Annotated in this window: 24 protein-coding genes and 7 tRNA genes; 13 read left to right on the top strand and 18 right to left on the bottom strand. The window is 71.9% G+C overall.

The annotated features are described in order from the left end of the window. Window positions 1-206: 206 nt before the first annotated feature. Window positions 207-1,217 (top strand): hypothetical protein, encoded by a 1,011-nt coding sequence (locus OG764_RS37835; RefSeq protein ID WP_328973330.1) that lies wholly within the window; start codon window positions 207-209, stop codon window positions 1,215-1,217. A gap of 102 nt (window positions 1,218-1,319) precedes the next feature. On the opposite strand, the gene OG764_RS37830 is transcribed toward OG764_RS37835, so the two are convergent. The 10 genes from OG764_RS37830 to OG764_RS37785 all read right to left on the bottom strand — a co-directional run bounded on the left by OG764_RS37830 (window position 1,320) and on the right by OG764_RS37785 (window position 6,102). Further along, complete coding sequence (locus OG764_RS37830) at window positions 1,320-2,585, bottom strand: hypothetical protein (protein WP_328973329.1); 1,266 nt, start codon at window positions 2,583-2,585, stop codon at window positions 1,320-1,322. 122 nt (window positions 2,586-2,707) lie between these two features. Then, window positions 2,708-2,938, bottom strand: coding sequence for a hypothetical protein (locus OG764_RS37825; RefSeq protein ID WP_328973328.1), 231 nt, complete (start codon window positions 2,936-2,938; stop codon window positions 2,708-2,710). Then, the gene (locus OG764_RS37820; RefSeq protein WP_328973327.1) at window positions 2,935-3,516 is read right to left on the bottom strand and encodes a hypothetical protein; all 582 of its coding nucleotides are present in this window, start codon (window positions 3,514-3,516) and stop codon (window positions 2,935-2,937) included. The genes OG764_RS37825 and OG764_RS37820 overlap by 4 nt, the downstream gene beginning before the upstream one ends. 157 nt (window positions 3,517-3,673) lie before the next feature. Further along, window positions 3,674-3,744: transfer RNA gene (locus OG764_RS37815), tRNA-Trp, on the bottom strand. A 78-nt stretch (window positions 3,745-3,822) separates the two neighbouring features. Continuing rightward, window positions 3,823-3,894: transfer RNA gene (locus OG764_RS37810), tRNA-Arg, on the bottom strand. A gap of 22 nt (window positions 3,895-3,916) precedes the next feature. Next, window positions 3,917-3,985: transfer RNA gene (locus OG764_RS37805), tRNA-Glu, on the bottom strand. Between the two features lie 590 nt (window positions 3,986-4,575). Beyond that, the gene (locus OG764_RS37800) at window positions 4,576-4,911 is read right to left on the bottom strand and encodes a hypothetical protein (RefSeq protein WP_328973326.1); all 336 of its coding nucleotides are present in this window, start codon (window positions 4,909-4,911) and stop codon (window positions 4,576-4,578) included. Window positions 4,912-4,996: 85 nt separating this feature from the next. Next, window positions 4,997-5,203 (bottom strand): hypothetical protein, encoded by a 207-nt coding sequence (locus tag OG764_RS37795; RefSeq protein ID WP_328973325.1) that lies wholly within the window; start codon window positions 5,201-5,203, stop codon window positions 4,997-4,999. After that, window positions 5,203-5,856 (bottom strand): hypothetical protein, encoded by a 654-nt coding sequence (locus OG764_RS37790; protein ID WP_328973324.1) that lies wholly within the window; start codon window positions 5,854-5,856, stop codon window positions 5,203-5,205. Before OG764_RS37790 ends, OG764_RS37795 begins: the two co-directional genes overlap by 1 nt. Window positions 5,857-6,028: 172 nt before the next feature. After that, window positions 6,029-6,102, bottom strand: a tRNA-Ala gene (locus OG764_RS37785). 392 nt (window positions 6,103-6,494) lie between these two features. Here OG764_RS37785 and OG764_RS37780 point away from each other — a divergent pair. Further along, complete coding sequence (locus OG764_RS37780) at window positions 6,495-6,674, top strand: hypothetical protein (RefSeq protein WP_328973323.1); 180 nt, start codon at window positions 6,495-6,497, stop codon at window positions 6,672-6,674. Between the two features lie 397 nt (window positions 6,675-7,071). After that, window positions 7,072-7,776 (top strand): SpoIIE family protein phosphatase, encoded by a 705-nt coding sequence (locus OG764_RS37775; RefSeq protein ID WP_328973322.1) that lies wholly within the window; start codon window positions 7,072-7,074, stop codon window positions 7,774-7,776. A gap of 239 nt (window positions 7,777-8,015) precedes the next feature. Here the strand turns inward: OG764_RS37775 and OG764_RS37770 are convergent, their stop codons facing one another. Beyond that, window positions 8,016-8,720: a hypothetical protein gene (locus tag OG764_RS37770; RefSeq protein ID WP_328973321.1), complete on the bottom strand. Its 705-nt coding sequence runs from the start codon at window positions 8,718-8,720 to the stop codon at window positions 8,016-8,018. A 421-nt stretch (window positions 8,721-9,141) separates the two neighbouring features. On the opposite strand from OG764_RS37770, the gene OG764_RS37765 reads away from it, so the two are divergent. The 9 genes from OG764_RS37765 to OG764_RS41870 all read left to right on the top strand — a co-directional run bounded on the left by OG764_RS37765 (window position 9,142) and on the right by OG764_RS41870 (window position 13,195). Then, window positions 9,142-9,471 (top strand): hypothetical protein, encoded by a 330-nt coding sequence (locus tag OG764_RS37765; protein ID WP_328973320.1) that lies wholly within the window; start codon window positions 9,142-9,144, stop codon window positions 9,469-9,471. 610 nt (window positions 9,472-10,081) lie between these two features. After that, window positions 10,082-10,157 (top strand) — tRNA-Glu (locus tag OG764_RS37760). An 18-nt stretch (window positions 10,158-10,175) separates the two neighbouring features. Next, window positions 10,176-10,246 (top strand) — tRNA-Asp (locus OG764_RS37755). 288 nt (window positions 10,247-10,534) lie between these two features. Beyond that, window positions 10,535-10,954 carry a hypothetical protein gene (locus OG764_RS37750; protein WP_328973319.1) on the top strand — a complete coding sequence of 140 codons (420 nt, stop codon included), beginning with the start codon at window positions 10,535-10,537 and terminating at the stop codon, window positions 10,952-10,954. Window positions 10,955-11,009: 55 nt separating this feature from the next. Continuing rightward, window positions 11,010-11,080 (top strand) — tRNA-Glu (locus OG764_RS37745). Window positions 11,081-11,115: 35 nt separating this feature from the next. Then, window positions 11,116-11,460, top strand: a complete 345-nt coding sequence (locus tag OG764_RS37740) for a hypothetical protein (RefSeq protein WP_328973318.1) — start codon at window positions 11,116-11,118, stop codon at window positions 11,458-11,460. A 67-nt stretch (window positions 11,461-11,527) separates the two neighbouring features. Beyond that, window positions 11,528-11,893, top strand: coding sequence for a hypothetical protein (locus OG764_RS37735; RefSeq protein WP_328973317.1), 366 nt, complete (start codon window positions 11,528-11,530; stop codon window positions 11,891-11,893). Window positions 11,894-11,946: 53 nt separating this feature from the next. Then, complete coding sequence (locus OG764_RS37730) at window positions 11,947-12,300, top strand: hypothetical protein (protein ID WP_328973316.1); 354 nt, start codon at window positions 11,947-11,949, stop codon at window positions 12,298-12,300. Window positions 12,301-12,430: 130 nt separating this feature from the next. Continuing rightward, complete coding sequence (locus OG764_RS41870; protein ID WP_443056275.1) at window positions 12,431-13,195, top strand: GntR family transcriptional regulator; 765 nt, start codon at window positions 12,431-12,433, stop codon at window positions 13,193-13,195. A 495-nt stretch (window positions 13,196-13,690) separates the two neighbouring features. On the opposite strand, the gene OG764_RS37725 is transcribed toward OG764_RS41870, so the two are convergent. The 3 genes from OG764_RS37725 to OG764_RS37715 all read right to left on the bottom strand — a co-directional run bounded on the left by OG764_RS37725 (window position 13,691) and on the right by OG764_RS37715 (window position 16,474). After that, window positions 13,691-14,254, bottom strand: a complete 564-nt coding sequence (locus OG764_RS37725) for a hypothetical protein (protein WP_328973315.1) — start codon at window positions 14,252-14,254, stop codon at window positions 13,691-13,693. Window positions 14,255-14,506: 252 nt separating this feature from the next. Continuing rightward, window positions 14,507-15,934 carry a hypothetical protein gene (locus OG764_RS37720; protein ID WP_328973314.1) on the bottom strand — a complete coding sequence of 476 codons (1,428 nt, stop codon included), beginning with the start codon at window positions 15,932-15,934 and terminating at the stop codon, window positions 14,507-14,509. Between the two features lie 12 nt (window positions 15,935-15,946). Further along, window positions 15,947-16,474, bottom strand: a complete 528-nt coding sequence (locus OG764_RS37715; protein ID WP_328973313.1) for a hypothetical protein — start codon at window positions 16,472-16,474, stop codon at window positions 15,947-15,949. Between the two features lie 1,299 nt (window positions 16,475-17,773). Here OG764_RS37715 and OG764_RS37710 point away from each other — a divergent pair. Next, window positions 17,774-19,174 (top strand): hypothetical protein, encoded by a 1,401-nt coding sequence (locus OG764_RS37710; RefSeq protein WP_328973312.1) that lies wholly within the window; start codon window positions 17,774-17,776, stop codon window positions 19,172-19,174. Window positions 19,175-19,311: 137 nt separating this feature from the next. Here OG764_RS37710 and OG764_RS37705 read toward each other — a convergent pair whose 3' ends face one another. From OG764_RS37705 to OG764_RS37690, 4 genes are all read right to left on the bottom strand, one after another. Further along, complete coding sequence (locus tag OG764_RS37705) at window positions 19,312-19,584, bottom strand: hypothetical protein (RefSeq protein ID WP_328973311.1); 273 nt, start codon at window positions 19,582-19,584, stop codon at window positions 19,312-19,314. 286 nt (window positions 19,585-19,870) lie between these two features. After that, window positions 19,871-20,116, bottom strand: a complete 246-nt coding sequence (locus OG764_RS37700; protein ID WP_328973310.1) for a hypothetical protein — start codon at window positions 20,114-20,116, stop codon at window positions 19,871-19,873. A 166-nt stretch (window positions 20,117-20,282) separates the two neighbouring features. Further along, entirely contained in the window at window positions 20,283-20,867 is a 585-nt protein-coding gene (locus OG764_RS37695) for a hypothetical protein (protein WP_328973309.1), read from the bottom strand. 137 nt (window positions 20,868-21,004) lie between these two features. Next, complete coding sequence (locus OG764_RS37690; RefSeq protein WP_328973308.1) at window positions 21,005-21,697, bottom strand: hypothetical protein; 693 nt, start codon at window positions 21,695-21,697, stop codon at window positions 21,005-21,007. Window positions 21,698-23,624 lie beyond the last annotated feature (1,927 nt).

The raw sequence follows: 23,624 nt of genomic DNA, 5'->3' as shown, positions 1-23,624 counted from the left end.
ATCGGCGTCGAGCAGGCCGCTACTCTGGGCGCGGTGCGTCCCAGGGGACGCGCGCTCGTCGGCTTGACCCACCGTTGGCCGTCCTGAGTGAACCGAGCCGGTGCTCGGCCCCGGAGAGCAAGTGCAGCTTCGCGCCCAGCCTGTCGGTCCTGTCGGCGCATCGAGGTGGGCGGTGCGATCTGCGGGACCGTGTTCAGGAGAGCGCCATGACGACCACTCCCCGCACGTCACCCACCCACTTCTCGCGGATCGCCCGCCGGCTCAGCCGCGAAACGGGCATGGGCTACCAGAAGGCCCTGACGACCGTGCAGGAGAACGCCGACCGGATCATGCAGCAGGGCCCGCGGCTCGACGCCGCCGGCTGCGACATGGCGTTGCGGCTCCTGCTACAGCAGGACCTCGAGTTCTGGGGGCCGGGGATCGGTGCGCACATGTGGCCCCAGCAGTACCACGCGGTCTCGATGGAGCTGCTGCACTCCGGCCTGTGCATGGAGGCGATGAAGGCTGCCGACCGGGCGCGCGACCAGGACCAGCCGCAGCCGTGCGGAAGCAACTTCGACCCGTCCTACCTTGCCGCAGCCGGGGTGGAGCCCCTGGACTACGGCGCCCCCGAGGAAGACGAGGACTGGGACGACGAAGCCGAGGAGGTCGACCAGGCGCTGCTGGAGCCGGTCGACGAGCCGGACCGGTGGCGGCGCCACGTGCTCACCCAGGGCGTCCGGCCCGTCTACCGGCTACCGGACGCCCACAGCCTCCTGCCCGCCGTCCGCGAGGAGCTCCTCCGCCTCGCACCGGATGAGGCCCGCGCCCGCCTTGAGCAGTTGCACGCGGAGCAGCCCGCGGCGGCCGAGGCGTACGTGGTGAGGGCCGAACTCCATCTCGCCGCCGCACGCGAGGCCGGCCTGGAGCGGGACCACGATGTGCTGGACGCAGCACGCCGGTGGTACGAATGCGCGGTCGCCGTCGCCGAGGTACCGCTGGCCTTCCCGATATACAACGGCGGTGTGCTCCTGTGGCGCGAGGAGTCCAACCGGCCGCTGCTGCGCGGGTTGTACGGGCTGGCGCGAGTCGCACACGGGGAGAAGCGGTGGAACTGCGCGGAGATGATCCTGATGCGACTGCTCTACCTCGACCCCGTCGACGAGCAGCAGGCCGGCGTCCTGCTGAGGGAAGTCCGCGCCGCCGCGGGCATCGCGCAGCCCGGCGAGATTGCCTGAAGTGGGTTCGGCCATGTCACGCAGCGCACCGTCGGAGCGGCTTCCGCTCGTCGGGTGCTGCTGCTTCTCCATGGGCGGGGTACGGCGGCGGGCTTGGGGCCATCAAGCGGCCTCGGCCGACAGGTGTTCGCGAGTGCTGCCGGGGACCAGGGAGAGCAGCTCGCGCTCGCGGGCCCGATGGCGGCGCGCATTGCGCTCTTCGATGGCCAGCTGCTGCTTGACCTCGTTCAGCGACCGCCGTGCGTCTGCGCGCAGGCTCGGGACGTTGGCCTGCGCGGCGGCCAGGCGCAGTGCGGGCAGGTCCTTCCGGCGCAGGTAGTGCAGCGCCAGCGCGCGGACGACAGCTGCGGTGCGGCGCTCGGTGGCGTACGGCGCCGAGCCCCGGGACGGCACCCGGGCGCCGATCGTGTCCGGGGCGGTGGGAGTGATGTCGTCGCTCGTGTCGCGGTCCCACTGGCCGCACAGACGCACTCCGTTGACCACGGGCGCGTGCGCCCGCTCGTCCTCGAAGTAGCGGTCGCTGGCGTGGCCGTAGGCGACCCAGATGCCCTGCGGGATCGGCTCCGGCCGGTACCGGTTCGGTCCGACCGTGAACCGCCCGGAAACCCGGGCGCCCGTCACCTCGTAGACGATGCTGCCCGCGACCTCGGCGTTCACCGCAACCTCGCGCACCGTGATCTGCCCGAGCGGGCCCCGGCGGGGATCTTCGATCTGCAGCTGCACCGGCTCGGGATCCGGCACCTGCACGGCACGCGGGCGGCGGCGCAGAATGCCGGCCAGCGCACAGAGCCGCTGACGTATGGCCCGGCGATCCTGCTCAAGCTCGGCAGCCTGGGCCTCCGCCGCAGTCGCGCAGTTGCCCTCGTGCTCGGCGTACTCAGCTGCCTTCTCCCGCGCCGCCGTCCTGATGCGGGCACGCCGATCGGGCAGGCTGCGCCAGTGCGTGAGGATGGCGAGGATCACGGCCTCGGTGCGGCGCTCCGTGCCGCGGGTGAGCTCATGGTGAATGCCGTTGCGCAGGCCAGCGGCGTAGCGGCCCAGGAACCAGCCGGTCGGCAGGTCATCCGGGTGCAGGTGCCCGGTCCAGCCATGGACCCGGACGCCGTGCACCACCGGCTCGTCGGGCCGGTGCTCGCGGTAGAAGCTGCCGAGCGGCTCAATGCCGTCACCGAACTGCACCGCGACGGTGGCCGGCAGAATCGGACCGTTCGCGATGTGTTCCGGCACGACCACGAAGGTCCCGTGGACGTGCGGAGCACGCACGACGTAGCGGACGCGGCCGCGCTCCAGGACGGTGACGCGCGCTGAAGCGGAGCCGATGCCGGGCAGCGGCAGTTCCACGCGCTCGGTGAGATGACGGACGGTCAAGGAACTCCTCTGCGGTAAGGGCGACTTCGGTTCGGGGCGGCGCCAGATCACTGCAGGCGCTCGCCCCCCTCCCAGGGCTGAGCGACCTCGGCTGAGGACGGCAGGGTGACGGGGGACGGAGTTCAGGGAGTCTGAGGGGGCTTGCGCGTCCGCCAGACGTCGAGTGCGGCCCAGGGCCGCGTGACTGCCAGAGCGGTGAAGAGGGCCCACTCGCGCACGCGATTGCCGAGCCAGCGCTTGTGGTTGTGCGGCAGGAGCAGGTCCTCCACCCACATCCCCAAGCGCTCCCAGGGCCGGAGCCGACCCGTGGCGTAGCCGAAAACGAGCAGGGCGAGGACTGCGAAGGCGATCACGCTGCGCCCTTCGCGTACGGGTGCTCACTGATCACTTCGCGGATCTTGCGCACCGACGGAGCGTCATGCCACTGCGGGCGGTCAGGCGTGCGAGCAAGGCCCGCACGGGCCCGGCGGGCCGAGCCCGGTACACAGCTCCAGGTCAAATCGAAGCGCCACTGAGTTCCCCGCGAGGGGGCGTCGGAGGGAAGGGTGTCCCGGCCGATGACGATCTTCAGGAGCATCTCGTCCGTGCCCCGCGGCGTCCAGGTCCGCGCAGAGCGCCAGCCGTGTGCTTCGGCGTGCGCGAGCAGCTCCCGGACGGTCTTGGGCAGTTCCCACCCGTCCGGTGTGATCGCGGCCAGATTCCGCTCCGCCTGGGCCAGTTCCATCTCAAGCCTCTGCGCGCTCGTCTTCCATCCATCGCGTTCGGACTGGGCGACGTCCGCATTCCACTCGGCGGCGCGCAGCCGCCGCATCAGCTCCAGCGGCGACAGGTCGCGGTACTTGGCGAACACTCGCGTCTCGTCGGCTGTCTGCGGTCGGTCGTGGAACTCCACGCGATCGACGGTGCCGTCGGGGTGGATGACCCTCGACACTCCGGAGAGGGGGTACTGCGTGGCGATGGCGGACTCCCTTACAGAGCAGCAGGACAGCCGGGCGAACCCGTCGGGTGAGACGGCCGGCGATCTTCCTCGACCGGGACGGCCGAGGAAGACGTCCAGCGGCGCGACGCATTGCGAGAAGAAGACAGGGCGGGGGTGGCAGGGATCGAACCTGCGCTGCCGGCTTTGGAGACCGTCGCTCTGCCTCTGAGCTACACCCCCGGGGGTTGGCGATCGCGCCCCGGAGGCCGGGGCCATCGCCTCTGGGCACCGTTGGACGGCGCGACAGCGGTCAGGCGGTGCTCCTGCAGGGACTCGAACCCCGATTTCCGGCTCCGTAGGCCGGCGTCCTTTCCGTTGAACGACAGGAGCGGCGCGCACTGCGCAACTTGCGTACCCTCGGCGGAAAACCCGCGATCTCCCGGTTGAGAGCCGGGCGAGATATCCACTACTCCACGAGGGCGTGTCCGGCATCGGCGCGGGGAGCAGATCAGGTTGGGTCCGCGAGGACCCGTCCATCACCTTCCCCGGCCGACGGCCGGTCCGTTTGCGGACCTCCCCAGGTGCTGCAAACGGATGCGTGTCAGCTAGGCCGGATCCGCGGGGAACTTCACCTCCCTGCTGACACTTTGTGAGCGGACGGGACTCGAACCCGCGACCACCCCAAACGGGGTCTCTGCCACTGAGCTACCGCTCCAGGGGAAGCGTCCTCCCCCCTTCAACCGGACCGAGGATCAGTCGGTCTGGTCCGATTGATGTGCTGGCGTGTGCCCTGCCGGAGCGCCGGTGGGTGGAGTGCGCCAACACGTCGTGACTCGTGGGGAGTTGAACCCCGCCTCGAATGCCTTCAAGGCCAGCTCCGGTAGCTGCGAGCCTGCCGTACGGTGCGGATCGGCCGCGTCCGCGTCGCCGTACGGCGCCTGCGGGGTTGATCACCCCCGCTGACTCTTCTAATTTACGACACCGGCACTCATGTGTCAAAGTAAAAGGGTCGTCGGGGGGTGAGAGGTGCCACTCCGCCGATGAGGCCAGCGGCCGCCGAGCGGCGCCCGGCTAGCTCAGGTCGTACACGAACAGCCAACCGGGCTCGACAGGTTCTGCGTGCCCCACGAACGCGGCGGCCCGCCGCAGGGCCTTGTCCCGCTTGGGTGACGGGATGAAGTCGCGTACGGGCTTGCAGCTGCCGGGCGCGAAGCTCACGACATCGGCCCCGATCACCACCCGGGAGGGGTCCCGGTCGCCAGAAACGGTGAAGAGCTGCACGTCCTCGGTGTCACCGGCCGGGCCCTGAGTGCGGCGCAGGTCCTCCAGGCGGTCATAGACGTGCTCCCAGTCCGCCCCGGGCAGCTCAGCGCCGTACACGGCAAAGAACGAGTGGTCCAGGCTCATCGTGGTTCCTCCGATCTCCCGGTTCCGCCGGGTGCGGAGCGGTGGGCGGGTGCCGCCGCCAGGGGGCTCGTCTGCGGCGTGGCCGTCACCCATCACCGCGGTCTTCGCAGTCGGGGCAGTCGTCGTCGCAGCGCTCCTGGACGCCGAGGCTGTGGACGCGGCAGCGCATGCACGGCTCGCGGGTGAACGTGACCTCGCCGTCCTCGTGCGTCTCGCCGTTGTAGTCGTCGACGGCGGTGCCCTGCGGCTCGCGGCAGTGGCCGCAGTTGACTTCTCCCTCGCGGTACAGCATCAAGCCGCCTCGGCGGCACGGCGGGCCTGCAGGTCACGCACGACGGCGGCGATGTACTCGGGGTCGCTGGTGTCGTCGTCGACGAACTCGGCGTGCACGCGGGCGACCATCTCGGCGATCTCCTCGACGTCCGCCTCGAAGTCGGACCGGTCCCATACGTCGTAGGCGCACCCGAGGAACCCCTGCGCGTACGCGTCGGCCGCGTTGCGGGCATGTCCGGTCCAGAAGTAGCGCGACCAGTCATCAGAGCGGATGCCGTTGATGTCGTACTCGTCGCCGGTGATCTTCACGCCCTTGAGCGCGTAGCCGCGCGTCCAGGCATCGGCGTCGGTCTCGCCGATGAAGTCCGAGGACACCCACATCACGGAGTACACGGGCCGGTTCCACGCCTTGAACTGGGCGTCGGTGGCGAGGTACCGGTGGCGGCCCTTGCGGGGGCTACGGGCCGTGACGCCGACCTTGCCCCACTCGCGGGCGGACAAGTTGACCAGGCGACCCTCGAACTCGAGGTGCACGATGGCCTTGTGAGCGGCGTTCCACTCCTCGGTGTTGGTGTCGTCGGCGATGGCGTGGGCGATGTCCTCGTACGTCACAGGCCCGTCCTGGGCGCTCATCCATGCGTAGGCAGCGTCTGCGGGCTTGAGGTTGGGCATGGTGCGAGGTCCTCACGGTCTCTAGCGAACTGGGTGAATGTCGACGCGGGGTGCCTGCCGCGGTCGCGGGCGCGTGGGCGCGGCTCGGGTCGCAGGCGCGACCACCTCGTCGTTTGGGGACGGGCTCGGCGTCCTCGCGGTGTGCGACCGCCGCATGGGTGCGGCAGCCGCATGGTGGCCCGAGGGGGATTGCACCCCTGACCGTCCCCCGGCTTGGGGGCCGCTCTACTGACTGAGCTACGGGCCTGCCGGGCAGGTCGGGTCGGCCGCCCTTCACTGTCCGGCGTCCAGAAGGTCGATCACCCCTCTTGACGCTTATTATTTTACCCACAACGGGATCATGTGTCAATCTAAAAGGGTCGCACGTGGCGTTGTGAGCCCCCTTCTTGGCGGCCGCCAATCCGCGGGGAAGCAGGGCGGGATGGCCTCGACTGTGAGTGAACTGCGGCTACCGTCGAGGGAGTTCGTCACTGCCGGCCGCTCGGCCTTGTGCTACCTGGGTTCTGCCAGACCCACCCGAGACCAGGAGAAGGCCTCGCGGCCGTCCAGGGCGGGCGACAATGACCTCCGGCCCCACCCGCACCGGAAGCGAGCAGCTGCTCGCCCGTTCAGCTACGCCCTGCAACGGGAGGAACCGCATGGGACTCTGCATCATCAAGGCGACACTCGGCGAAGACCTCTACCTGGAGTGGTCCTCGGACGCGTGCACCAGGGTCGGCACCCGTGCCGAGTTCCTCGCCTCGGGTCATCGGCCGGATGCCCTGGACCGTGCGGACCGTACCGGCACCTCTGACCGCGTCGCGCAGTTCGGCGGCTAGGACGATGAGTCCCTCGGCGTCGGGACAACTGAACACCGGCAGCACGAAGGGCCTCTGATCCTCAATCGTGCCGATCTCGCGGCATTTGCGCGGCACCTCGCCGCCGGCGACTCCCGACAGGCCGAGAACCTGCTGATCCCCGACCCGAGCCCTGGGGCGCGACAGCCTGACCACGTCCGAGGCCCGGCCGCGCGCCCTGGCTGCACGCTGGTCCTGGCGGCCGACCGGCCGCTACGTCTTCATCCACCGGGAGGAGGGGGGAGTGAACCCCGCGCGGACCTCACCCGGCACACCAGCCCCAGTTTCGTGAAGTAGCACGTTCTTTGCCCCTCCAGTGCTCCCAGCGGTACTCAGTGCGGGCCTGCTCCGGGGCCAGCGAGGCGAAGGAGGCACAACCATGACGAAGACGACCACCGAGGCCGTGCTCGTGGGAATGGCGCGGCGTCCGGGCACCGAGCCGCCGTACGCGGACGGGGCGGACTTCCAGCGGCGCAGCGACCGCGTGACGGCCGCCGTCGTCGACAGCGCGGGCCACGGCAAGGAGGCCGTGCGCTACGCCGCGACGGTGCCCACGGCCATCACGCAGATGGGGATGGTCCAGGGCGGCCTGGCCGCACTGACCACCGCCGGGATGATGGCGCAGGCCCACGACACGGTGCCGCACACGAGCGCCGTCTACGTGAGCATGGAGCCGGGCTGTGCCACCGCGGTGTACTGGATCGGCGACGCGCGCGTCTACTCCGTCAAGGACGGCGAGGTCACCCTGGTGACCACCGACATGACCATGGGCAACTACCTGCGGGCCCGGCACGGCTTCGCCCCCGACCTCACCGCGGTGTACGACGACTGCTCCCGGCTGGGCCTCGCGCAGGCCGGCTGGGGAACGTGCAGCGTCGCGGAGATCCCGGAAGACCACCTCGTCCTGCTCGTCTCGGACGGCATCCCCGACCACGTGGATGCGGCGACCATGACGGCCCTGTGCCGTACGCACGCCGCCGATCCGCAGGCCCTGGCCAGCGCCCTGGCCGCAGCCGCCGAACAGGACGCCGAGGGCTACCGCGACGACTGCACTGTGATCGCCATGCGCCACCGCACCGCCTGACACCGACCCGACTGGCCTCCTCGGGCGGCCGGTCCCTCCTGCTCAGATCACGCGCACCGAGCGGAAGTCAACGGCCCGGCCGGTCTCGGCGAGCAGCTGCGCCGCGCCCCGCTTGGCCTCAGCGGGACGTCTCCGCGCTCGCGGACGAGAGATGCGTAGATCGGAGTGTCGCCGGACCCCCGACGCGCCGGGTCGTACTGATTCACGGCACTCCCTTTCACGACGGACCGGGAGGCGGGTTACTTGCGCGGCGGGGGATCCGTCTCGGTGTCCTGCCCGATCCCGAGAGCCTCGGCGACTTCGTCGAAGACCTCGGGATCGATGGGCGGCCGGGCGCCATCGGCCGGCCAGTCCAGGTCGACGAGGATCGGGGTGTAAGTGGTCGAGCGCGGTTCGGTGGCGGGCAGGTCGAACAGGAGAGTGTGCTGCCCGCTCGTTTCGGCGAGGAGCCGGGCGAGGTCGCCGGCGTCCGTACGGGTCTTGCCGGCGCCTCCGGGCCGGATGTGCTTCTCGCTCAGGAGCTGCCGCGCCAAGTTCTCCAGGTCCGGGATCCGGCCGACGGCGCTGCGCGGGGCGGTCAGGGCGCGGGCCTGGTCAGAGGTCATGCCGGTGGCCGCGACGAGGCCGCGTACGGAGTGGTCGGGCAGTGGGCCCGCAGCGAGTTCGTCGAGACGGTCGGTGGCGGAGTTGCCGGGCTCGAGGCCGAGGAGTTCCATGGCCCGGTGTCGCTGGACGCCGGCCGCCGCGGCGACGCGCTGAATGTAGCCCTCCAGCCGCTCGGCGGGGCGGGGCAGGGGGGCGGCGGGGATCCGGGCCGGGAGGCGGGGCTGACTGCCGGATCGGGCGGCGACAGCAGCTCGGGCCTGGTCCAGGGTGATGCCGGGGTGTGCACGCTTGTACGCACGCACGGTGCGGTCGAGTTGCCGGTTGCGGGGGTTGGTCATGCGTCTCGCGTCCTTGTCCGGCCTGCTGCCCCACACGCGTCGGCCGTCCAGGAGGAGGGCATGACGAGATCGCTCGCGCGAGTCTCAGACGTCTGCGGTCCCCTGCGGCGGTGTGGGCGTCGAGGTGGTGGTGGACCGGGCGCGGCGCGGTTGCCCTTGGAACACACGCCATCGTAACGGCCCGGCCGACCCCGTGAATGCAGGTTGCCGAAGCCCGAGGCTCGCCCCGGCTGCCGCTCCCGAGCCGGCGGGGGCTGCGATGTCCGTGGTTGCCGCCGAGGCTTCGCGGCCGGGACGTGGGCCTCTGGACTGGCGGAACCTCTCAATGGCGACCCTGAAAAGTTGTCGCATGGCCTCATTGTGGGGTACATTAATGAACGTGGGTGTGCAAGCACGCCGCCCGCCCTCTTTAAGGAGCTTGATGAATCGAGAGTCCCGCATGGTCGCGTTCTCCGAGAGCGAGTGCGCTCGTTCCGTCGTTCGCGAAATCGAGGCGTCGATCGAGTCTTTCGTGGCGGAGCGCAGGGAGGCTTCCGGGCTGAATGCGCAGGACCTGGACCAGATCGTGGAGTCCTTGGAGCTGATGCGTGCCGACTGCCTCCAGTTCGCGGAGCACTGGACCGACGAGGACCTGCGCCTCCGCGTGGCAAGCCACGCAGAGGAGCTTCTCGGGCATCCACGGGGCGTCCTCGCCAACTCCCCGGAGCGGTTCTGGGCGTCAATGAGGCGGATGTCCGAGCCCGTTCGCTAGCGTCCGCGCGCGGATGGGCGGAGCGCGGCGCCGTACCTGCCGCGCAGGGTCGCCACCCCCTCGACTGACCCTTAAAAGTTGACGCACCCCCCCTCATGCGTTAATGTAAAAGGGTCAACGGGGGTGATCGACCCCGCAGGACGCCGGACAGTCAGGAGCGGCCGCATCGGGCCGTCCGGCAGGTCCGCAGCTACAGGAGCTGGCCCTTGAGGCATCGAGGGCAGGGGTTCAACTCCCCTCGGATCGCGATGTGCTGGTGTGTGCCCCTCCAGAGGCGACGTCCCCGTTGAGAGGGTGCGCACCGGCACAGCAGAACGAACCCGCCCGGTTGATCCCCGGCGCGGGTTGAAGGAGGGAAAGCGCGCCCTCCGGGACTCGTGGTGTCAGCAGCACGCCCCCGTGTGGGGGAAGAGCGGGAGCAGTACCCGCAGAGTCCACGACGTGCCAGCGGAAGGTGATGCTTCCCCCGGCGGATCCGGTCCGCTGGCACGCGTCGCCCGAGGCTCCTGGGGAGGAGCCGACGGCGGCCCCGCCCCGGCCGGGGAAGGTGACGAGCAAGCCCTCACGGGCCCTACCTGATCCGATCCCCGGCCGACGGCGGGAAATCCACGCCCTCGTGGAGTAGTCCGGCTCAACTCACCCCACTCTCAATGGGGAGACCGCGGGTTCAAATCCCGCCGAGGGTACGCAGAACGTTCACGCAGGCTCTTGTCGTCCATAGGTAGGGCACCGGGTTGTCGACCCGGGAAACGGGGTTCGAGTCCCCGCAGGAGCGCTCACCGCTCGCCTCACCCCGAGGAGCGGTGCCCCCGGCCCTGCCGGGACGGGACATGCGACCCGTACGGATCCCCCACGCCGTGCACCGACTCGCTTCCCGTCCCGGCAGCCCGCCAGGCCCAGGACCTGACCTGCCGTGCCCGCGTCCCGCACAGTGCGCGAGCCAGGGGGCATCACCCGGACCTGAGCCGGCCGCACCCGCAGGGGCCGCGGCCGCGCCACCCGAACCGTCCCGGCGGCGGCCTTCTGGGTGAACCGACCGTGCTGGGATGAAAGGAAGCAGGACATGGAGATTGCCGACGGCCCGTCCGAACCCGCGCAGTTCACGCCCTCGCTGCGCGTGGAGCGGTTCGACGAGGTGGTGCAGTACGACAACGCGATGACGGCCAGGCCGCCACAGCGGACGTACGAGAAGGTATGGCAGGGGCAGTGCGGCCCGGACTTCACCGTCGAGGACGGCGAGGACAGCTACCGCGTCCGGCCCGTCCGGCTGCGCGTCCGCTGGTTCCAGGACGGCGACGCCACGCCCCGCTGGAACAGCATCGAGGTAACCGGCCACGAAGTCCTGCCGGACGAGAACCTGCGGCGCCTTCCCGTCCGGGAGATCTGGACGCGCTACCACGCCGAGCTGGGCCAGGTTCCCGACTGGTTCCTCCAGTTCGTAAGTGCCAACTCTCCGGCCCCGCGGACTGCCCCGGAGGGCTGACACACAACGTGGGCCAGGGCCGACCGTCTTCGCGCGGCGGGCTTGGCCCTTCCCGGCTCCTGTCGTCCATGGGTAAGACACCGGTCTTTCAAGCCGGGAAACGGGGTTCGAGCCCCCGCAGGAGCACCCACCCGTACCGCCGTCCACGTAAGGAGCGCCCCGTGGCCCGTTACCGCTGCCGGCCGAACGCCATGCTCGCCGCGCCGATCGTCACCCTGCCCACCGCGATCGCCCGCCACCTGTGCGCCGACCTCCTGAGCCGGCCGGATCCGGCCTGGCACAGCCTGGCCCACCTGGTCACCGCCCAGCTCTTCCCCGGCAGCGCCCGCCACACCCTGACCCTGTCCCCGCGCGACCTCCAGGACCTGCTGGCCGTCCTGCTCGACATCTCCATCGACTTCTCCCACGGCACGCTCACACCCGTGACGTGCGGCTTCGCCGAAACCGACATCCACGAGGCCATCGACCTCCACCAGCACCACTACGGCCCGCTTCTGGACAACTGACCCTCTGCCGGGCCGGCGCGCCCTCCCCACCCCGACCGGCGACACCACAAAACCCCGGAGACCCCGTATGGAACTGCGCCAGCTCAGCGCCCCCGCCGACCCGGGCTTCCGCCTCGACCTCGACGGCACCGCCCGCTTCCTCCACGAGGGCTACACCGTTACGGTCCAGGGGCGCCGCCCCACGGCTGAGGACGCCTGGTGCTACTACGACCCGCTGGACAGCCACGATGTCCTGATTGCAGGCACCGTGTCGTTGGAAGGCGTAGATGTGGGCACGGCCTACGCCATCGCGAACGAGCGTGACGCCCATAGCATGCGGCAGGCCCTGGAGGAGGTTCTGCGTGACGCCGTTGACGACGTCCGCCACACCGTCGCCCGCCTGAGCGCCCGCGTGGAGCAGATCGACCACAAGCACCGCGCGCAGCAGCCGTAAGTACGAGCTTCTCCACCTTCACCCCCTGACACTCCAAGGAAGTGGGCAGCCGCATGGGAAACGCATCGAGGCCCGGAACCGTCGTCGTCCGCGAGATCGACCACGACCCGTTCGCGGTAGACGGGGAGCAGTACGTCGTCCGGGAGTTGGTCTGGAACGGCATCGACGGCCGTTCCTATGATCTGGTGCGCCGCAGTGACGACCAGGTGCTGACCGAAGACCAGTCGTTCGACTTCCACCCCACCGACGCGCAGATCGCTGCGGTGCTCGAACAACACGGCCTCGACGCAGAGCTGGAGACGTGCAAGATGTGCCGGAAGGAGATCCTTGTGGCCACCGCGCACCGGCACGACAGCGGGTGGGTGGGCACCTGCTGCTGGGACGAGAGGTTGCGCATGACCGCCTGAGAACGCGTCGTCGTGCCTGGTTCTGTACTTTGCAAAGTGCCCGTCGCCGCGCCGCCCGTGCCCCGGCCGCCGCTGGTGAGCTGCTCCGTGCCGCCCTCTGTCCACAGGCTTGCGCTGCCAGGGTTGGCGCATGACGTTGCCGTTGGAAGAGGACTCGAGGCCGCCCTACCTGCAGGCCGCAGAGATGCTGCGCACCTCCATTGAGGTCGGGCAATATGCCCCCGGAAGCCGTCTGCCGTCGGCGCGGGTGCTTCAAGCGCGCTTCGGCGTCTCCAGTTCGACTGTGCAGAACGCGCTGAAGGTGCTAAAGCGGGAGGGGTTGGTCTACTCCGTTGTCGGGCGCGGAAGTTACGTTTGCGGCGTACTCCCTGCCGCACGGTTGGCAGGCCAAATGGGGCGTCTCGGCGCTGTGGGCGCGGTAGGCGATCCGGAGCATGACCCTAGGCCCCCGTACGTCAGGACGGCGGAATTCCTCCGGGAAGAGATACTGTCGGGCGCGCTTGAACCCGGCGATCAGATTCCTTCTGCGCGGGTGCTCCAGGAACGTTTTAAGATCGCCAATTCGACTGCGCAGCACGCGGTGCGTGTGCTCAAGCGAGAAGGTCTGGTTTACGCGGTTCAGGGGAAGGGAGTGTTCGTTCGCAGCGCCTTGCGGGAGGAACCCTCCGACGGGCCGGAGGCGTCCATGGAACTGCTGGACGGACCCTGTGAACCCGCGCCAACTGGATGCGGACCGAGCAATGAGTCCGTAGTCGCCGAACTCGCTGCTGCCGAGCGTCGCCTAGCCCGAGCTGCTGACGCACTCCGTGCCGCTGGTGCCGAGGTGGAGATCCTCAGTCGGGAGGCGCTGCGGCGTGGGCTGCTCCCCCTGGCCTCCCTCCATCGGCCGGAGTAGGCTCCCGCCCCGCCCCGAGTCGCCCGGTTCCCGCCGCCGCGCGCGCTCGCTGTTGTGCCGGTCTGAGATTCAGCGCCTGTGCGAGAACCTTCGATGTGGGTCGCAGACGGCACTTCAGCCTGCGAAATCAAGAAGCGCCGTCTCACGGCGCGGGCCCGCAGACTGGCACTCACCCTTGCGAGTGACGAAGTTGGACCGCGGTGCTTCCACCGCGCTACGGTCCTTGCTGTGGCCTTGGGACGCAGCCGCCGCCCGCTCCCGGGGTGGGCCGAAGGTGCTCCGCATCAGCGTTCCCACGTGAACCCCTGTATCAGGGGATGCTCCATCGCAGGTCAATGCCAGAAACATCGGCAGATGCCAGCAATGCCCCTGTACCAGGGGACGACAACTCAGGAAGTCCTCGGCAACCGCCCAGAGCGGTCGCCGAGGACTTCTCGTTGTCCGGGCCCACGGAGGACGGCGGCATCCGGAGGATTAAGACGTTGCCGCGTCCCGCTACGCCCGCTTGTCCCGGAGCCACTTGCGCGGGCTGACCCCCGCCGGGCGTTCGCTCTCCCACCGGACCTCGTCGGCGGCCTTCTCCGCCTGGACGACCGCGTGCTTGCTGGCCAGGCGGGCGTACGCGAGGGCCTTGGCCACGGTCGACAGGACGGCGGCGGCGAACCGCGGGTCGTGCTGGTCCGCGGCCGCCACGGCGAACGCGGCGGGGAACCCCATCTCCGACCGGGAGTTGGTCATCTCCCATTCGACGTGCCCGATGCCGTCTACCTGGACGGTCTGGGGGACGAGGAGGGTGGCGTGAGCGCGGACCTCTCGGTACAGCGTGGTGCTGTCCGGGTCGTCGCGGTCGAGGTGGTCCTCGTGGCCGACGGCCACCTGCACCTCGTAGCCGGCCCATGCGAAGCGGGCGGTGCGCTGCGGGGTGAGCCGTACGTCGGCGAGGGGCGCGCCGAACTTCGACGGTTCTGTCTGCCGCAGGCCGGGGTATGCCGCGGCGAGCGCGGCCACAGTCTGGTCGAGAGGGCTGGGCGAACTGGACGGGGCGGTGTCTTCGGGCACGGCGGGCCTTCCTGGCTGTGAGGGGATGGGTACGCGTCCAGGCCGCACACCGTGGCCGGTGCGTTCGCCTGGTGACGCCATCCCCACTCGCGCGGGAAGCAGAAGAGCAATGCTCCTAGCGGGAGCCATCCCCGCGTGCGCGGGGCAGAAGGCCGGGGCTGCCCGGCTGCCCCCAGGATGCCAGATGCGTTCTGCCCAGGAGGGCCCTTTCCCGCACGCGCTGCGGTCGGAGTCTCCTCTCTTCCGGGTCGGTCAGGTGCGGTTGCGGTCGGAGGGTTCCGTGCTGGTCCGGGCCAGCTGCGGGTCCACCGCGTAGACGGCCGGCTGACCGGGGCGCGAAGGGAGGTGCTCGTTGATCCAGGTTCCCTTCACCCGGGTCCGGCGCCGGGTGAACGTCTCGCCCTCGATGGCGTCGGGGCCGTAGACGGGGCCGGAGGGCCGGCCGTGTTCGTCGAGGAGGTGGACTCGGGTGTTGCGGGTCCAGTGGGCGCGGCGCCAGTCGCGGTACTGCGCGGGCGCCCTGCCCGACGAGCTTGGCGTGCTCGGCGGCGGGACAGTGGCGGCCTGGTGGGGCGGTGCGGTGAAGCGGAGCACGCGGACGCCGAGGAGCGCGCCGAGACGGGCCTGCGGGGTACGGGCGGCCTGTTCCAGCTGCTGCTGGCGCCGCTGCGCCGCAGGCAGCCGGTTCTTCTTACCCTTGCCGCTGGTGCGGGCCTGGCCCGGGATCGGCGGGGGTGTGTCCCAGTCCTCCAGCGCGTTCAGGGCGGCGTAGTTACGCAGTACGCGGGCGGCCGGGCCGGGGTTGGTGTCGAGCCGGTGGACCGGGTGCATCGACCAGGCGTAGCGGCCGTCGTACATGATCTTGGCGATGATCAGCCAGCCGAGCAGCGGGTTGAACATCAGCGCGGCGTCGGTGCCGTCGTCCGGGTGGGCCAGGAGCACACCGCCCATGACGAGCGGACTGCCGCCGAAGAACGCGTCGGGCCCGGCGCCGAAGTGCGCGGCGACGTGGGCGTGGAGGTCCTCGTCGTCGGCGGTGACGGCAGGCAGCGGAACGCCGTCGTGGAAGACCATGACGGCCTCGCCCGTCAGCCGCAGCTGCGCCTCGGGTTCGGGCGGCAAGCCGGTGACGGCGTCGAACGCCTCGGAGGCCGGCACGAAGTACGGCTGCGCGGTGTAGGCAGCGAGCATCATCTGCAGGTCGACGAACCGCTCGACCTCGCGCTCCCGGCCGGGCTGGAGCAATTCCCCTTCGACGGCCACCGGGTTCGTGCTCCTGAAGCGGACGCTGGCGGCGTCGCCGGGCTCTAGGCCGTGCCCGAGGACGACCTGCTCCTCGCGCCGGACGGTGTCCTCGTAGAGCACGTCGCCGGCGAGCTTCTCGCGCAGCACCCAGGGGATGAGCCGGACCAGATCGGTGGTGCGCCCGTCCTTCGTGCGCAGTACACGGCGGCGCGGCATCCCGCTGCGCCAGCTCAGGTCCTGCCCCGGCGCCAGCCACTTCGTCACCTCGGCGTTGTGCAGCAGCCGTTCCCAGATCCGGGAGAGCTCCCGCTGGCAGCGCTGCTCTTCCTCGGGCGTGAGCCGGGCGGCATCGACCAGGTCGGCGCCGTGCATGAGGCGGGCGTAGGCCTCGCTCACCGGGTTCCCGGGCGTCATGGTGCTGAACGTGGCGGGCATCGTGCGGTCCTCTCAGCGGCCGAGCCAGTGCCGCTCGACGGTGAAGCTGTCTCCCGCGTAACGGTGCCACAGCCGGGGGCCGACGCCCGGCCAGGCGGGGATCCCGGGCAGCGGCGGGCGGTCGGCTCGCGCGGCGTCGTCGGCAAGCATCCGGGCGAAGCCGGCCCGGTACTCCTCGCTGCCCCGGTGCCCGCGTTCGACGTCGGCGAGGACCTGCCGCAGCGGGTGGGCGCGCACCTCGATCCGGCCACGGTGGGTGGTGCGGGCGCTGTGCGTGAGGATCTCGACCCAGGACCAGGCGTCCAGCCCGCGCGCGAGCGCGACGCGGTCGATGTGATCGGCCAGCGGGCCGCCGCCGTCGGTCCAAGCCGCGTACAGGCGCACCGAGCCGTCGGGCTGGGGTACGTCGATGCGCACCAGCGTCTCGGGCCCGGCCGAGGCGAGCGCGCCCTCGACCACGGCTTGTTCGACCGGGCCGCGGCTCCCGATGGGCGCGAGAACGGGCCGCGCGGACGCGGGCGGGGCCGTGAGGACGGGCACGGGCAACTCCAGCAGCAGCGAGTAAACGGGCAGGGCTCCGCATCCTCAACGACGAGCCGGCCCACCGATAACGGTCCCGGGCGAACTCGCCCGGCCCGCCGCCGCCACCCGCCGCGCCCCGGCCGGACACCACCGCCTGACGCCGCCGCCTCTGTGTCCGGCCGCCCGCCACCCCGCCCGGCCGCCGCCCCGGGCCGCCCGTCCGGCCGCGTCCGGCGCCCGGCGCCGCCGCCCCGGGCCCGGCCCCGCTCCGCCGCGCCCGCCACCCCGTCGGCCCGTCCGCGCCCGGCCGCCCGTCCGGACGCCCACCGCCCTGCCGCGCCCGTCCGCACCCGGCAGTCCGTCCGGTGTCCCCGTTGCTGCTGGCCGTGCTGCGCTGGTCGGCCTGTACGCCGGACCGCGTTTGTCGTCGTACGTCCGCCCGGCGCTGCCCGCTGCTCCGCGCTGCCTCGTCTGCTGCTCCGCTGCTCGGCACCGCCCGGCCCGCCGCGCCGGGGCGCCTCCCCGTTCCGGTCTCCCGTCGCGCCGTCGCCGCCCCGGCCGTCCGGCCTGCCGTCGGCCGCCGGGCGTCCTTCCCGCCGTCGGTCGCCCCCGCCGCCCTGGCCCGGCGCCGTCGGGCTTCCGGCGCCCGCGCCGCGCCGTCCGCCCCGTCGGCCCGCCCGCCCCCCGGCTCCGCCCCCGGCCGCGCCGCGCCGCGCCGCGCCGGCCCGTCCGCCCGGCCACCGCGCCTGGCCCCCGGCCCGTCCGTCCGTCGGCGGGCCGCCGGGTTCTGCTGTGTCCGTGGCCTCCGGCCGTGCCGTCCCGTCCGCCCGTCGCCGCGCCGCGCCCGCTGGCCCCGCCGCGCCCGGCCCGGCCGCGTCGCCGCCCCGGTCTGCCGGTGGTTGGGGTGTGGGGGAGGGGGTGCTGTCGTGTCGCGCTGTTGCCTCGTGCTGTTGCAGCGCGTCATGTGGCGTGGCTCTGTATCGCGTTCTTGTAGCGCGCTGTTGGGACGCGCTGTTGTAGCGCGCTGTTGGGGCGTGTTGGTCCGGGGTGCTGGTCTTGTGTGGTGGCTTTGTGTGGTGCTGCTGCGTGTTGGTAGGGCTCGGGGTGGTGGCGTGGGTGGTGTGCGTGGTGGTCATTCGTGCGCGTGGTCTGGTCTGTTTCGGTCGGTTCCGGTCGGGGTGGTCGGTTGGGCTGAGGTGGGGGTTGTGGTGCCGCTAGGGTCCCGGGACTGTGACGGTGACGAGGGAAAAGCGGTTGGTGCCGACGGGTGATTGCTTCTGCGGGTGTGGTGGGGAGGCGGGGATCGGGCGCTGGTTCATGCTCGGGCACGACATCACGGCCGCTGCGGCGTTGCGTGCGGTGCAGGGCGGGGTGACGTTGCCGGAGCGTCTGGTCGAGTCGGGGTTCGGGCCGGAGCGTTCGGTGGTCCAGGAGGCGGTCGACCGGGCGGGCTGGGCGCGTTGTGGGGGGTGTGCGTACGCGGGGGCGCCGGCGGGGCTGGCTGCTCATGTGCGCGGGGGCGGGTGCGGGGGCGCCGGGCGGGCCGAGCCGGGGCCGGACGGGGCGGGGGTGCCGGCGGGCGGCGTCCCGGCGGCCGAGGCGGCCGCCGGGGAGCTGTCCGCTGCTGCTGCGCCGGGGCGCGCCGCCGAGGCCCGTACGGGCCGTACGGGCGGGTCTGGCGGTTCGGGTGGTGGGGACGCTGGGCCGGTGCGGGTGGAGGCGGGTGTGGCTCGGGGGCTGGTGTTGCCGGGGCCGGATGACGGGTTGTGGCGGGAGGTGCCGCTGCATCTGCGTCAGCACCTGGAGGTGGCCGCGCACCGGCTGGTGTCGCAGGAGCCGGCGGTGTTGCGGGAGAAGGGGAATTCGGGGGTGCGGTACGCGCTGCGGGCGGCTGATGGCCGGCGGATGGGCGGGAAGCACTGGCTGGCGTTGCTGGGGGCGCCGAGGGAGTCGTTCGGCAGTGCGCGCAGTGAGCGGGCGCGGCGGGTGTTCGAGGTCCTGGAGCAGGTGGTGGCCGACTTCGTGGCGCCGGCCGTCGCGGGGAGCTCCGGGAGCGCGGGGTCCGCGCCCGGTTCTGCCGGGGCCGCCCCGGAGCCCGGCCGTGCGGCCGGGTCCGTCGACGGGTCCGTCCTGGTCTCCGGGGCCGGGCCTGGTGCCGGGGAGGGGGCGGCGGCGCCGGAGGGCACGGTGGTGGAAGGGTCCGCGGCTGTGCCGGGGCCGAGGGAGGCAGAGCTGCAGGCGGCCGATGATGCCTCGTCCGAGCCGGCCGCCTCGACGTTGGCCTCCGCCTCGTCCGCCTCGGCGGTGTCGGCGGTGTCGGTGGTGCGGGTGGTGCGGGTGGAGACGGGAGCGGGCCGGGGCCGGCTGCTGCCCGGGGAGGACGACCCGGCGTGGGACGAGGTGCCGCTGCATCTGCGGCAGGCGCTGCGGGGTCCCGCGCACCAGCTGGTGACGCCGGTGCGGGGGCCGTTGGGGGCGAAGGAGCAGCGCCGTGTGCTGTCCGCGGTACGGGCGGCCCAGCGGATGCGGATGACGGGCGCGCACTGGCTGCTGCTGCTGACCGCCGAGCGGGAGGCCTTCGGGAGTTCGGGCAGCGCACGGGCGGGCGCGCTCTACAAGGTGCTCGAGCAGATCCTGGCCGAGTACCCGCCGCTCACCCAGGACCAGGAGGAGCCCGCCGCTGGGGAGCCCGCCGCCGAGGAGGCCGGCGCCGGCTGAACCACCGCGCAGGGCCCCGGGCGCACCGCGCGGGACCTCGGGCGCGTTCTCCGTCCGGGCCCGGCCGTCCTGGCCGCGCCCCGTATCTCGGACGCCGCCGCCGGTCGCCGCGCCGCGTCCCGCGTTCGCGGTGGGGGTCAGCGGCGCTTGCGGCGGCGGGGCCGGGAGTGCTCCCCGGCGAGGGTGCGTTCGCGGGTCGTGACCGTGTACGCGCGTTCGCGCAGGTCGAAGACCACCCACGGGCTGTTGCCGTGGTTGCCGGAGGCGTAGGGCTGGTGCTGCCAGTTGTTGCCGCTGCCGTAGCGGTCGTGGAAATCGGGGTGGAGTTCGGCGCCGACGAGGGCGTTCAGGGCGTCCGCGAGGTTCTGCCAGAGGGTGGCGGTGTCGGGCTTCGCGGTGGTGGTGTCCATCGGATGGTGCTCCGGTTCTGTACGAGGTGGCGCCGGGGCCCGCCGTGGCCCGGCCAGGGCGCGGCGGGCGAGGGCGGGGTGGGGGACGAGGGCGAGCCATTGGCTGCCCCGGGCGGTGACCACCTCGATCGCGGCCCGGGGCCCGGGGCTGTGCTGGGCGGGTGTTGCCGGGCGCGGCAACACCGTGGTCGTCCGGCCGGGGAGGGGCCGGGGCCCCTGTGCGCGTTGTCTCGTCCGTGCTGGGGCTGTTGCGGCTGCTGGGGTCCTGGGGAGGGCTCGCGCGGTGCTATGCGGCCTGGTGGCTGGCCTTGCGGGTGAGGTCGATGAAGTTCGTGACGCGGCTTTCGATTCCACGGCGCAGGCGGTCGTCGGCCGGGTTGTCGGCGAATTCGAGCAGTTCCGTGTGCATCAGCGTCAGGAAGTCGATCGCCTGCTGGGGGTCGGTCAGGGTGCTGTCGGTTTCGAACGTCCCGATGAGCTTGGTGACTTCACCGGCGAGGGTGCGGGCCTGGTCTGCCTCGGACTGGTTCATGGGGTCCTTTCCCGAAGGGGTGAGGGCGGGGTGTTCCCCTCACCGTCAGTTACTAATGTACTTCAAAAGGGGGGTAGATGTCAAATGTGCAGGGTCTTTGGGTGTGTGCTGCGCCGCCTGCCGTTCTCGCCCGGGGGGCCTGTCGTGGCGTGGTGCGGGCGGGTGTTCAGCGCGGGGGTGTGTAGCGGATGCGGGCGTAGGTGATGGCTTCGGGCCAGACGCCGAGGGTGCGCAGGTAGCGGCGGATGACGTCGTCCTTGGTGCGCCCAGTGGCACGGGCCGGGGCGGTGCCGTCCGGGGTGGGGTCGATGTACCAGCCGGTGGCGCGGCCCGGGGCGTTGCGGGTGCGGCCGAGGGCGGCCCGGGGCGGTGTGGCGTGGCGGGTGCCGTGGGTGACGGTGACGGTGCCGTGGCCCGGCCCGGTGAGCTCGGCCTCGACGACGACGGCGCGGCCGGTGGCCTTCAGGTGGAGCCGGTGCACCTGGTCGACGGCGGCGCGGGGGACGGCGCTGCCCCAGTGGTTGGCCCGGCCGTCCGGGAGGCCGGTGAGGTGCGCCTCGTACAGGGCGCGCCCCGTATCGGTCGGGTGCAGGTCGTAGTCGTCGCTGCCGATGGTGAGCAGGCCGCAGGCCACGGCGTCGTCGAGGTGGGTGCCCAGGCCCATCGGGGTGATGTGCTTGATCGCGTCGCCCTCGGCGGCGCCCTTGACCAGGGCGAGGATGTGCGTCGGGCTGGCGTAGTGCGTGCTCATGGGGGGTGCTTCCTGTCGTGTCGGGGCCCGGAGGCGGGGCGCCTGCTGCGCCTTTGTGCTCGGTGCGGGCGGCCGGCCGCCGGGCGGTGCGGGCCGACTGGCCCGCCGTCTCCCTTGGGGCGGCGGGCCGGTGTGTGTCAGAGCTGCGGGGCGTGGGGCGCCAGGGCCTCGGGGAGGTGCTGGGTGTAGAGGCCTTCGAGTCCGGCGGGTGCGATCAGGCCCCAGCTGAAGGTGCCGGTCTCGGGGTAGAACCAGCCGCGCATCCGGCTGGGGGCGTCGTGGGTGCGGATGACGCCGACGCCGTAGACCTCCAGAGTGCCGTCGTGGAGGCCTTCCTGCTGCTCCTTGGTGAGGTGGTCGACGTTGTAGTACTTGTCGAACTCCTCGTCGGTGACGACGGCGAGCACGGGGCTGAAGTCGTCCTCGACGCCGTTCCAGCTACGGGCGCGGGCGAGAGAGGCCAGCGCGTCCGCGCGGGTGGCGCAGGTGTCGCGGTAGAGGACGCGGTCCCTGTGGTCGGGGATCTCGTCGGTGTCGTACTGCCATGCCTCGACCTGGTGGCGGGCGTGGGTGCCGACGCCGTTGTGGCGCTTGCGCAGGAAGCCGAAGGGCTTGCCGTCGACGACGACGGGGTGGCGCTCGGTGCAGAACTCGCAGGTGATGCCGACGTGGCGCAGGAAGCGCTGGAGGCGCGGGAAGCGGGCGAAGCGGGTGCCGCAGTTGCAGCAGGTGTACACCTCCCAGCTGTTGGGGTTGCCCACCGAGTCGTGGTTGCAGCGGGGGCACGCGTAGGTGGCGCCGGTCTTCCAGTCGATCACGTTGTTGTTCATGGCTTCCTCCTGGCTTCGGGGCGGGGCGCTCACCCCGATGTGCTCATTAATGTACCCCATCAGGGGGGGGAGATCAAAACAAAGGGGTCGCGCTTGTTCTGCTCCGGCGCGCGCTGACTGCCCGGGGCGCCGAGCCGCCGAGCTGCGCACCGGCCACAGGCGCCGGGGGGCTGGTGCGCCGCCGGCGCCATCCCGCTGGTTGCGGGCGGGCTGCGTTCCCGCTGGCGGACGGGTTGTTCAGCGTTGTTCGGCATTGTTCGCCGGCACTCGGCCTTCGGCGCCCCGGCCGCCGCGGCGAGTCACTGGCGGCCGCACCCGCGCGGGCGCCATGCGCTCGTCGCCCTGGGGCTGTCCGGCGTCGGGTGTTGCGAGGCCGGCAACGATCCCGCGCCTGTACGCGGCACCCGCGGCCGTGGTGTTGCCCGTGCCCGGCAACACCACGACAGGGGCCTGGCCGTCGTCCTGGAGCTGTGGCACCTCCGCCGCCCCGCCCCTACGCCCCACCACCTGACCGCGACGGGCCGTCGCGCCCGCGACCCCGCCCGCGGCGCCGGCGCCCGCCTCGCCGAGCTCGGCCGGCCCCGCTGCGCCCCGCCCCCTCGCCGCCCGCCGGGGTTGTGGAGGCAGGCGTCCGCCGGCGTCCAGAACTGTCCAATTCTGTCCAACCGCATCCAGGAACGGGGCCCGCAGAACCCCGTCGGGCCTGCTCGGTGTCACCCCGTGGTGTCCCCCTGGTGACCTGCACTTTTCGACGTCGGCGGGCGTGACACGACAGACGCCGTACGGCCGGAGGCCGTCACCCCGGGCGCCTTGGACGGACGGCAGCCGGCGCCCAACCGGGCTGCTGCGCCCCGCGGCCGGCGGTGCGGCCGGGTGGTGTTGCGAGCCCCGCAACACCCCTTCGCCGCTCGGCCGGCCGCCCAGGCCCCGGCCGTCTCCTCGTGCCCCCGGGCAACAGCAAGCCGTACGACGTCGCGGCCCCTCCCCGCCGCGCAGGCCGGGCCCCCAAGACGACGGCCTGGAGCCGGTGTTGCACCCCCGGCAACACCACCGCCGAAGCCGCCGCCCGGCATCCCCGCCGCGAGGCCGTCCCGCGCCGTCCGACGCCGTCCAAGAACGTCCAGAAACGTCCAGCCGACGCGACGAAGGACGCTGCGCCCCGCCACCGGGTGCCGCTCGTGAGCGAGTTGTTCGCGGTTGTTCGGCGTTGTTCGGTGGCATCCGGCGCCGCCCTGCCCCCCACCCCTACGTTCCCGCACCGTCGCTGCGACCCGACCGCAGGCACCTCGTGGGCTGCGTCCGCTCGGTGTCCGTCTGCCCACGTCGGTGTCCACGTGCCGACGGGCCCCGAGCCGGGCTTTGTACTTTGCAAAGTAGGACCGAGGACGCCGAAAATGTGATGTCTAACACACAGGCAAGACGGGTGACACTAACTCAAAACACCACAAACAGAGCCCTATTCACACCGCTCAACCTCCGGCCGGCACCCGACAACGCACACCCCCCACTCCCTCGCCGCCGAGCGAAGCGAGCCCTCCCTGAACCCCCGAGCACCCGCACCCGACGAGCACACCGAAGAGCGCGGAGCGCTCCACCCAAGATCAAAACGACCCTCCCGAACCCATCACTCAACGTAACCGGAGCGCGGAGCGCTCCGGCACCACCCAACCAAGGCCGGAATGCGAAGCATCCGGCCGGAACGCCCAACTCCGGAGCGCAGCGCAGGAGTTGACCCACCCTCACCAACCAGTGGGGCGCGGAGCGCCCCACCCCACCCACCAGCGCGGGCGCAGCCCGCGCCACCCGGCCGGAGGCCGGGCGCGGGGCCGGAGGCCCCGCCAACTCCCAGGCGAAGCCCGGGAGTTAACCGTACGCACCCGCGAAGGGCCGAAGGCCCGAGCAACCCCGGCCGAAGGCCGGTGGTTAC

This window comes from Streptomyces sp. NBC_00239 (genome assembly GCF_036194065.1).
GTDB lineage: Bacteria > Actinomycetota > Actinomycetes > Streptomycetales > Streptomycetaceae > Streptomyces.
The sequence above is the reverse complement of the archived record's forward strand: the minus strand, read 5'-3'. Positions and strand labels throughout refer to the sequence as shown.

What these genes read in the sequence shown, in the direction of transcription:
- OG764_RS37835 (WP_328973330.1), top strand. Translation starts at nt 207, where the DNA reads ATGACGACCACTCCCCGCACGTCACCCACCCACTTCTCGCGGATCGCC.
- OG764_RS37800 (WP_328973326.1), bottom strand. Translation starts at nt 4,911, where the DNA reads ATGAGCCTGGACCACTCGTTCTTTGCCGTGTACGGCGCTGAGCTGCCC.
- OG764_RS37795 (WP_328973325.1), bottom strand. Translation starts at nt 5,203, where the DNA reads ATGCTGTACCGCGAGGGAGAAGTCAACTGCGGCCACTGCCGCGAGCCG.
- OG764_RS37790 (WP_328973324.1), bottom strand. Translation starts at nt 5,856, where the DNA reads ATGCCCAACCTCAAGCCCGCAGACGCTGCCTACGCATGGATGAGCGCC.
- OG764_RS37780 (WP_328973323.1), top strand. Translation starts at nt 6,495, where the DNA reads ATGGGACTCTGCATCATCAAGGCGACACTCGGCGAAGACCTCTACCTG.
- OG764_RS37775 (WP_328973322.1), top strand. Translation starts at nt 7,072, where the DNA reads ATGACGAAGACGACCACCGAGGCCGTGCTCGTGGGAATGGCGCGGCGT.
- OG764_RS37770 (WP_328973321.1), bottom strand. Translation starts at nt 8,720, where the DNA reads ATGACCAACCCCCGCAACCGGCAACTCGACCGCACCGTGCGTGCGTAC.
- OG764_RS37765 (WP_328973320.1), top strand. Translation starts at nt 9,142, where the DNA reads ATGAATCGAGAGTCCCGCATGGTCGCGTTCTCCGAGAGCGAGTGCGCT.
- OG764_RS37750 (WP_328973319.1), top strand. Translation starts at nt 10,535, where the DNA reads ATGGAGATTGCCGACGGCCCGTCCGAACCCGCGCAGTTCACGCCCTCG.
- OG764_RS37735 (WP_328973317.1), top strand. Translation starts at nt 11,528, where the DNA reads ATGGAACTGCGCCAGCTCAGCGCCCCCGCCGACCCGGGCTTCCGCCTC.
- OG764_RS37730 (WP_328973316.1), top strand. Translation starts at nt 11,947, where the DNA reads ATGGGAAACGCATCGAGGCCCGGAACCGTCGTCGTCCGCGAGATCGAC.
- OG764_RS41870 (WP_443056275.1), top strand. Translation starts at nt 12,431, where the DNA reads ATGACGTTGCCGTTGGAAGAGGACTCGAGGCCGCCCTACCTGCAGGCC.
- OG764_RS37720 (WP_328973314.1), bottom strand. Translation starts at nt 15,934, where the DNA reads ATGCCCGCCACGTTCAGCACCATGACGCCCGGGAACCCGGTGAGCGAG.
- OG764_RS37710 (WP_328973312.1), top strand. Translation starts at nt 17,774, where the DNA reads ATGCTCGGGCACGACATCACGGCCGCTGCGGCGTTGCGTGCGGTGCAG.
- OG764_RS37705 (WP_328973311.1), bottom strand. Translation starts at nt 19,584, where the DNA reads ATGGACACCACCACCGCGAAGCCCGACACCGCCACCCTCTGGCAGAAC.
- OG764_RS37700 (WP_328973310.1), bottom strand. Translation starts at nt 20,116, where the DNA reads ATGAACCAGTCCGAGGCAGACCAGGCCCGCACCCTCGCCGGTGAAGTC.
- OG764_RS37695 (WP_328973309.1), bottom strand. Translation starts at nt 20,867, where the DNA reads ATGAGCACGCACTACGCCAGCCCGACGCACATCCTCGCCCTGGTCAAG.
- OG764_RS37690 (WP_328973308.1), bottom strand. Translation starts at nt 21,697, where the DNA reads ATGAACAACAACGTGATCGACTGGAAGACCGGCGCCACCTACGCGTGC.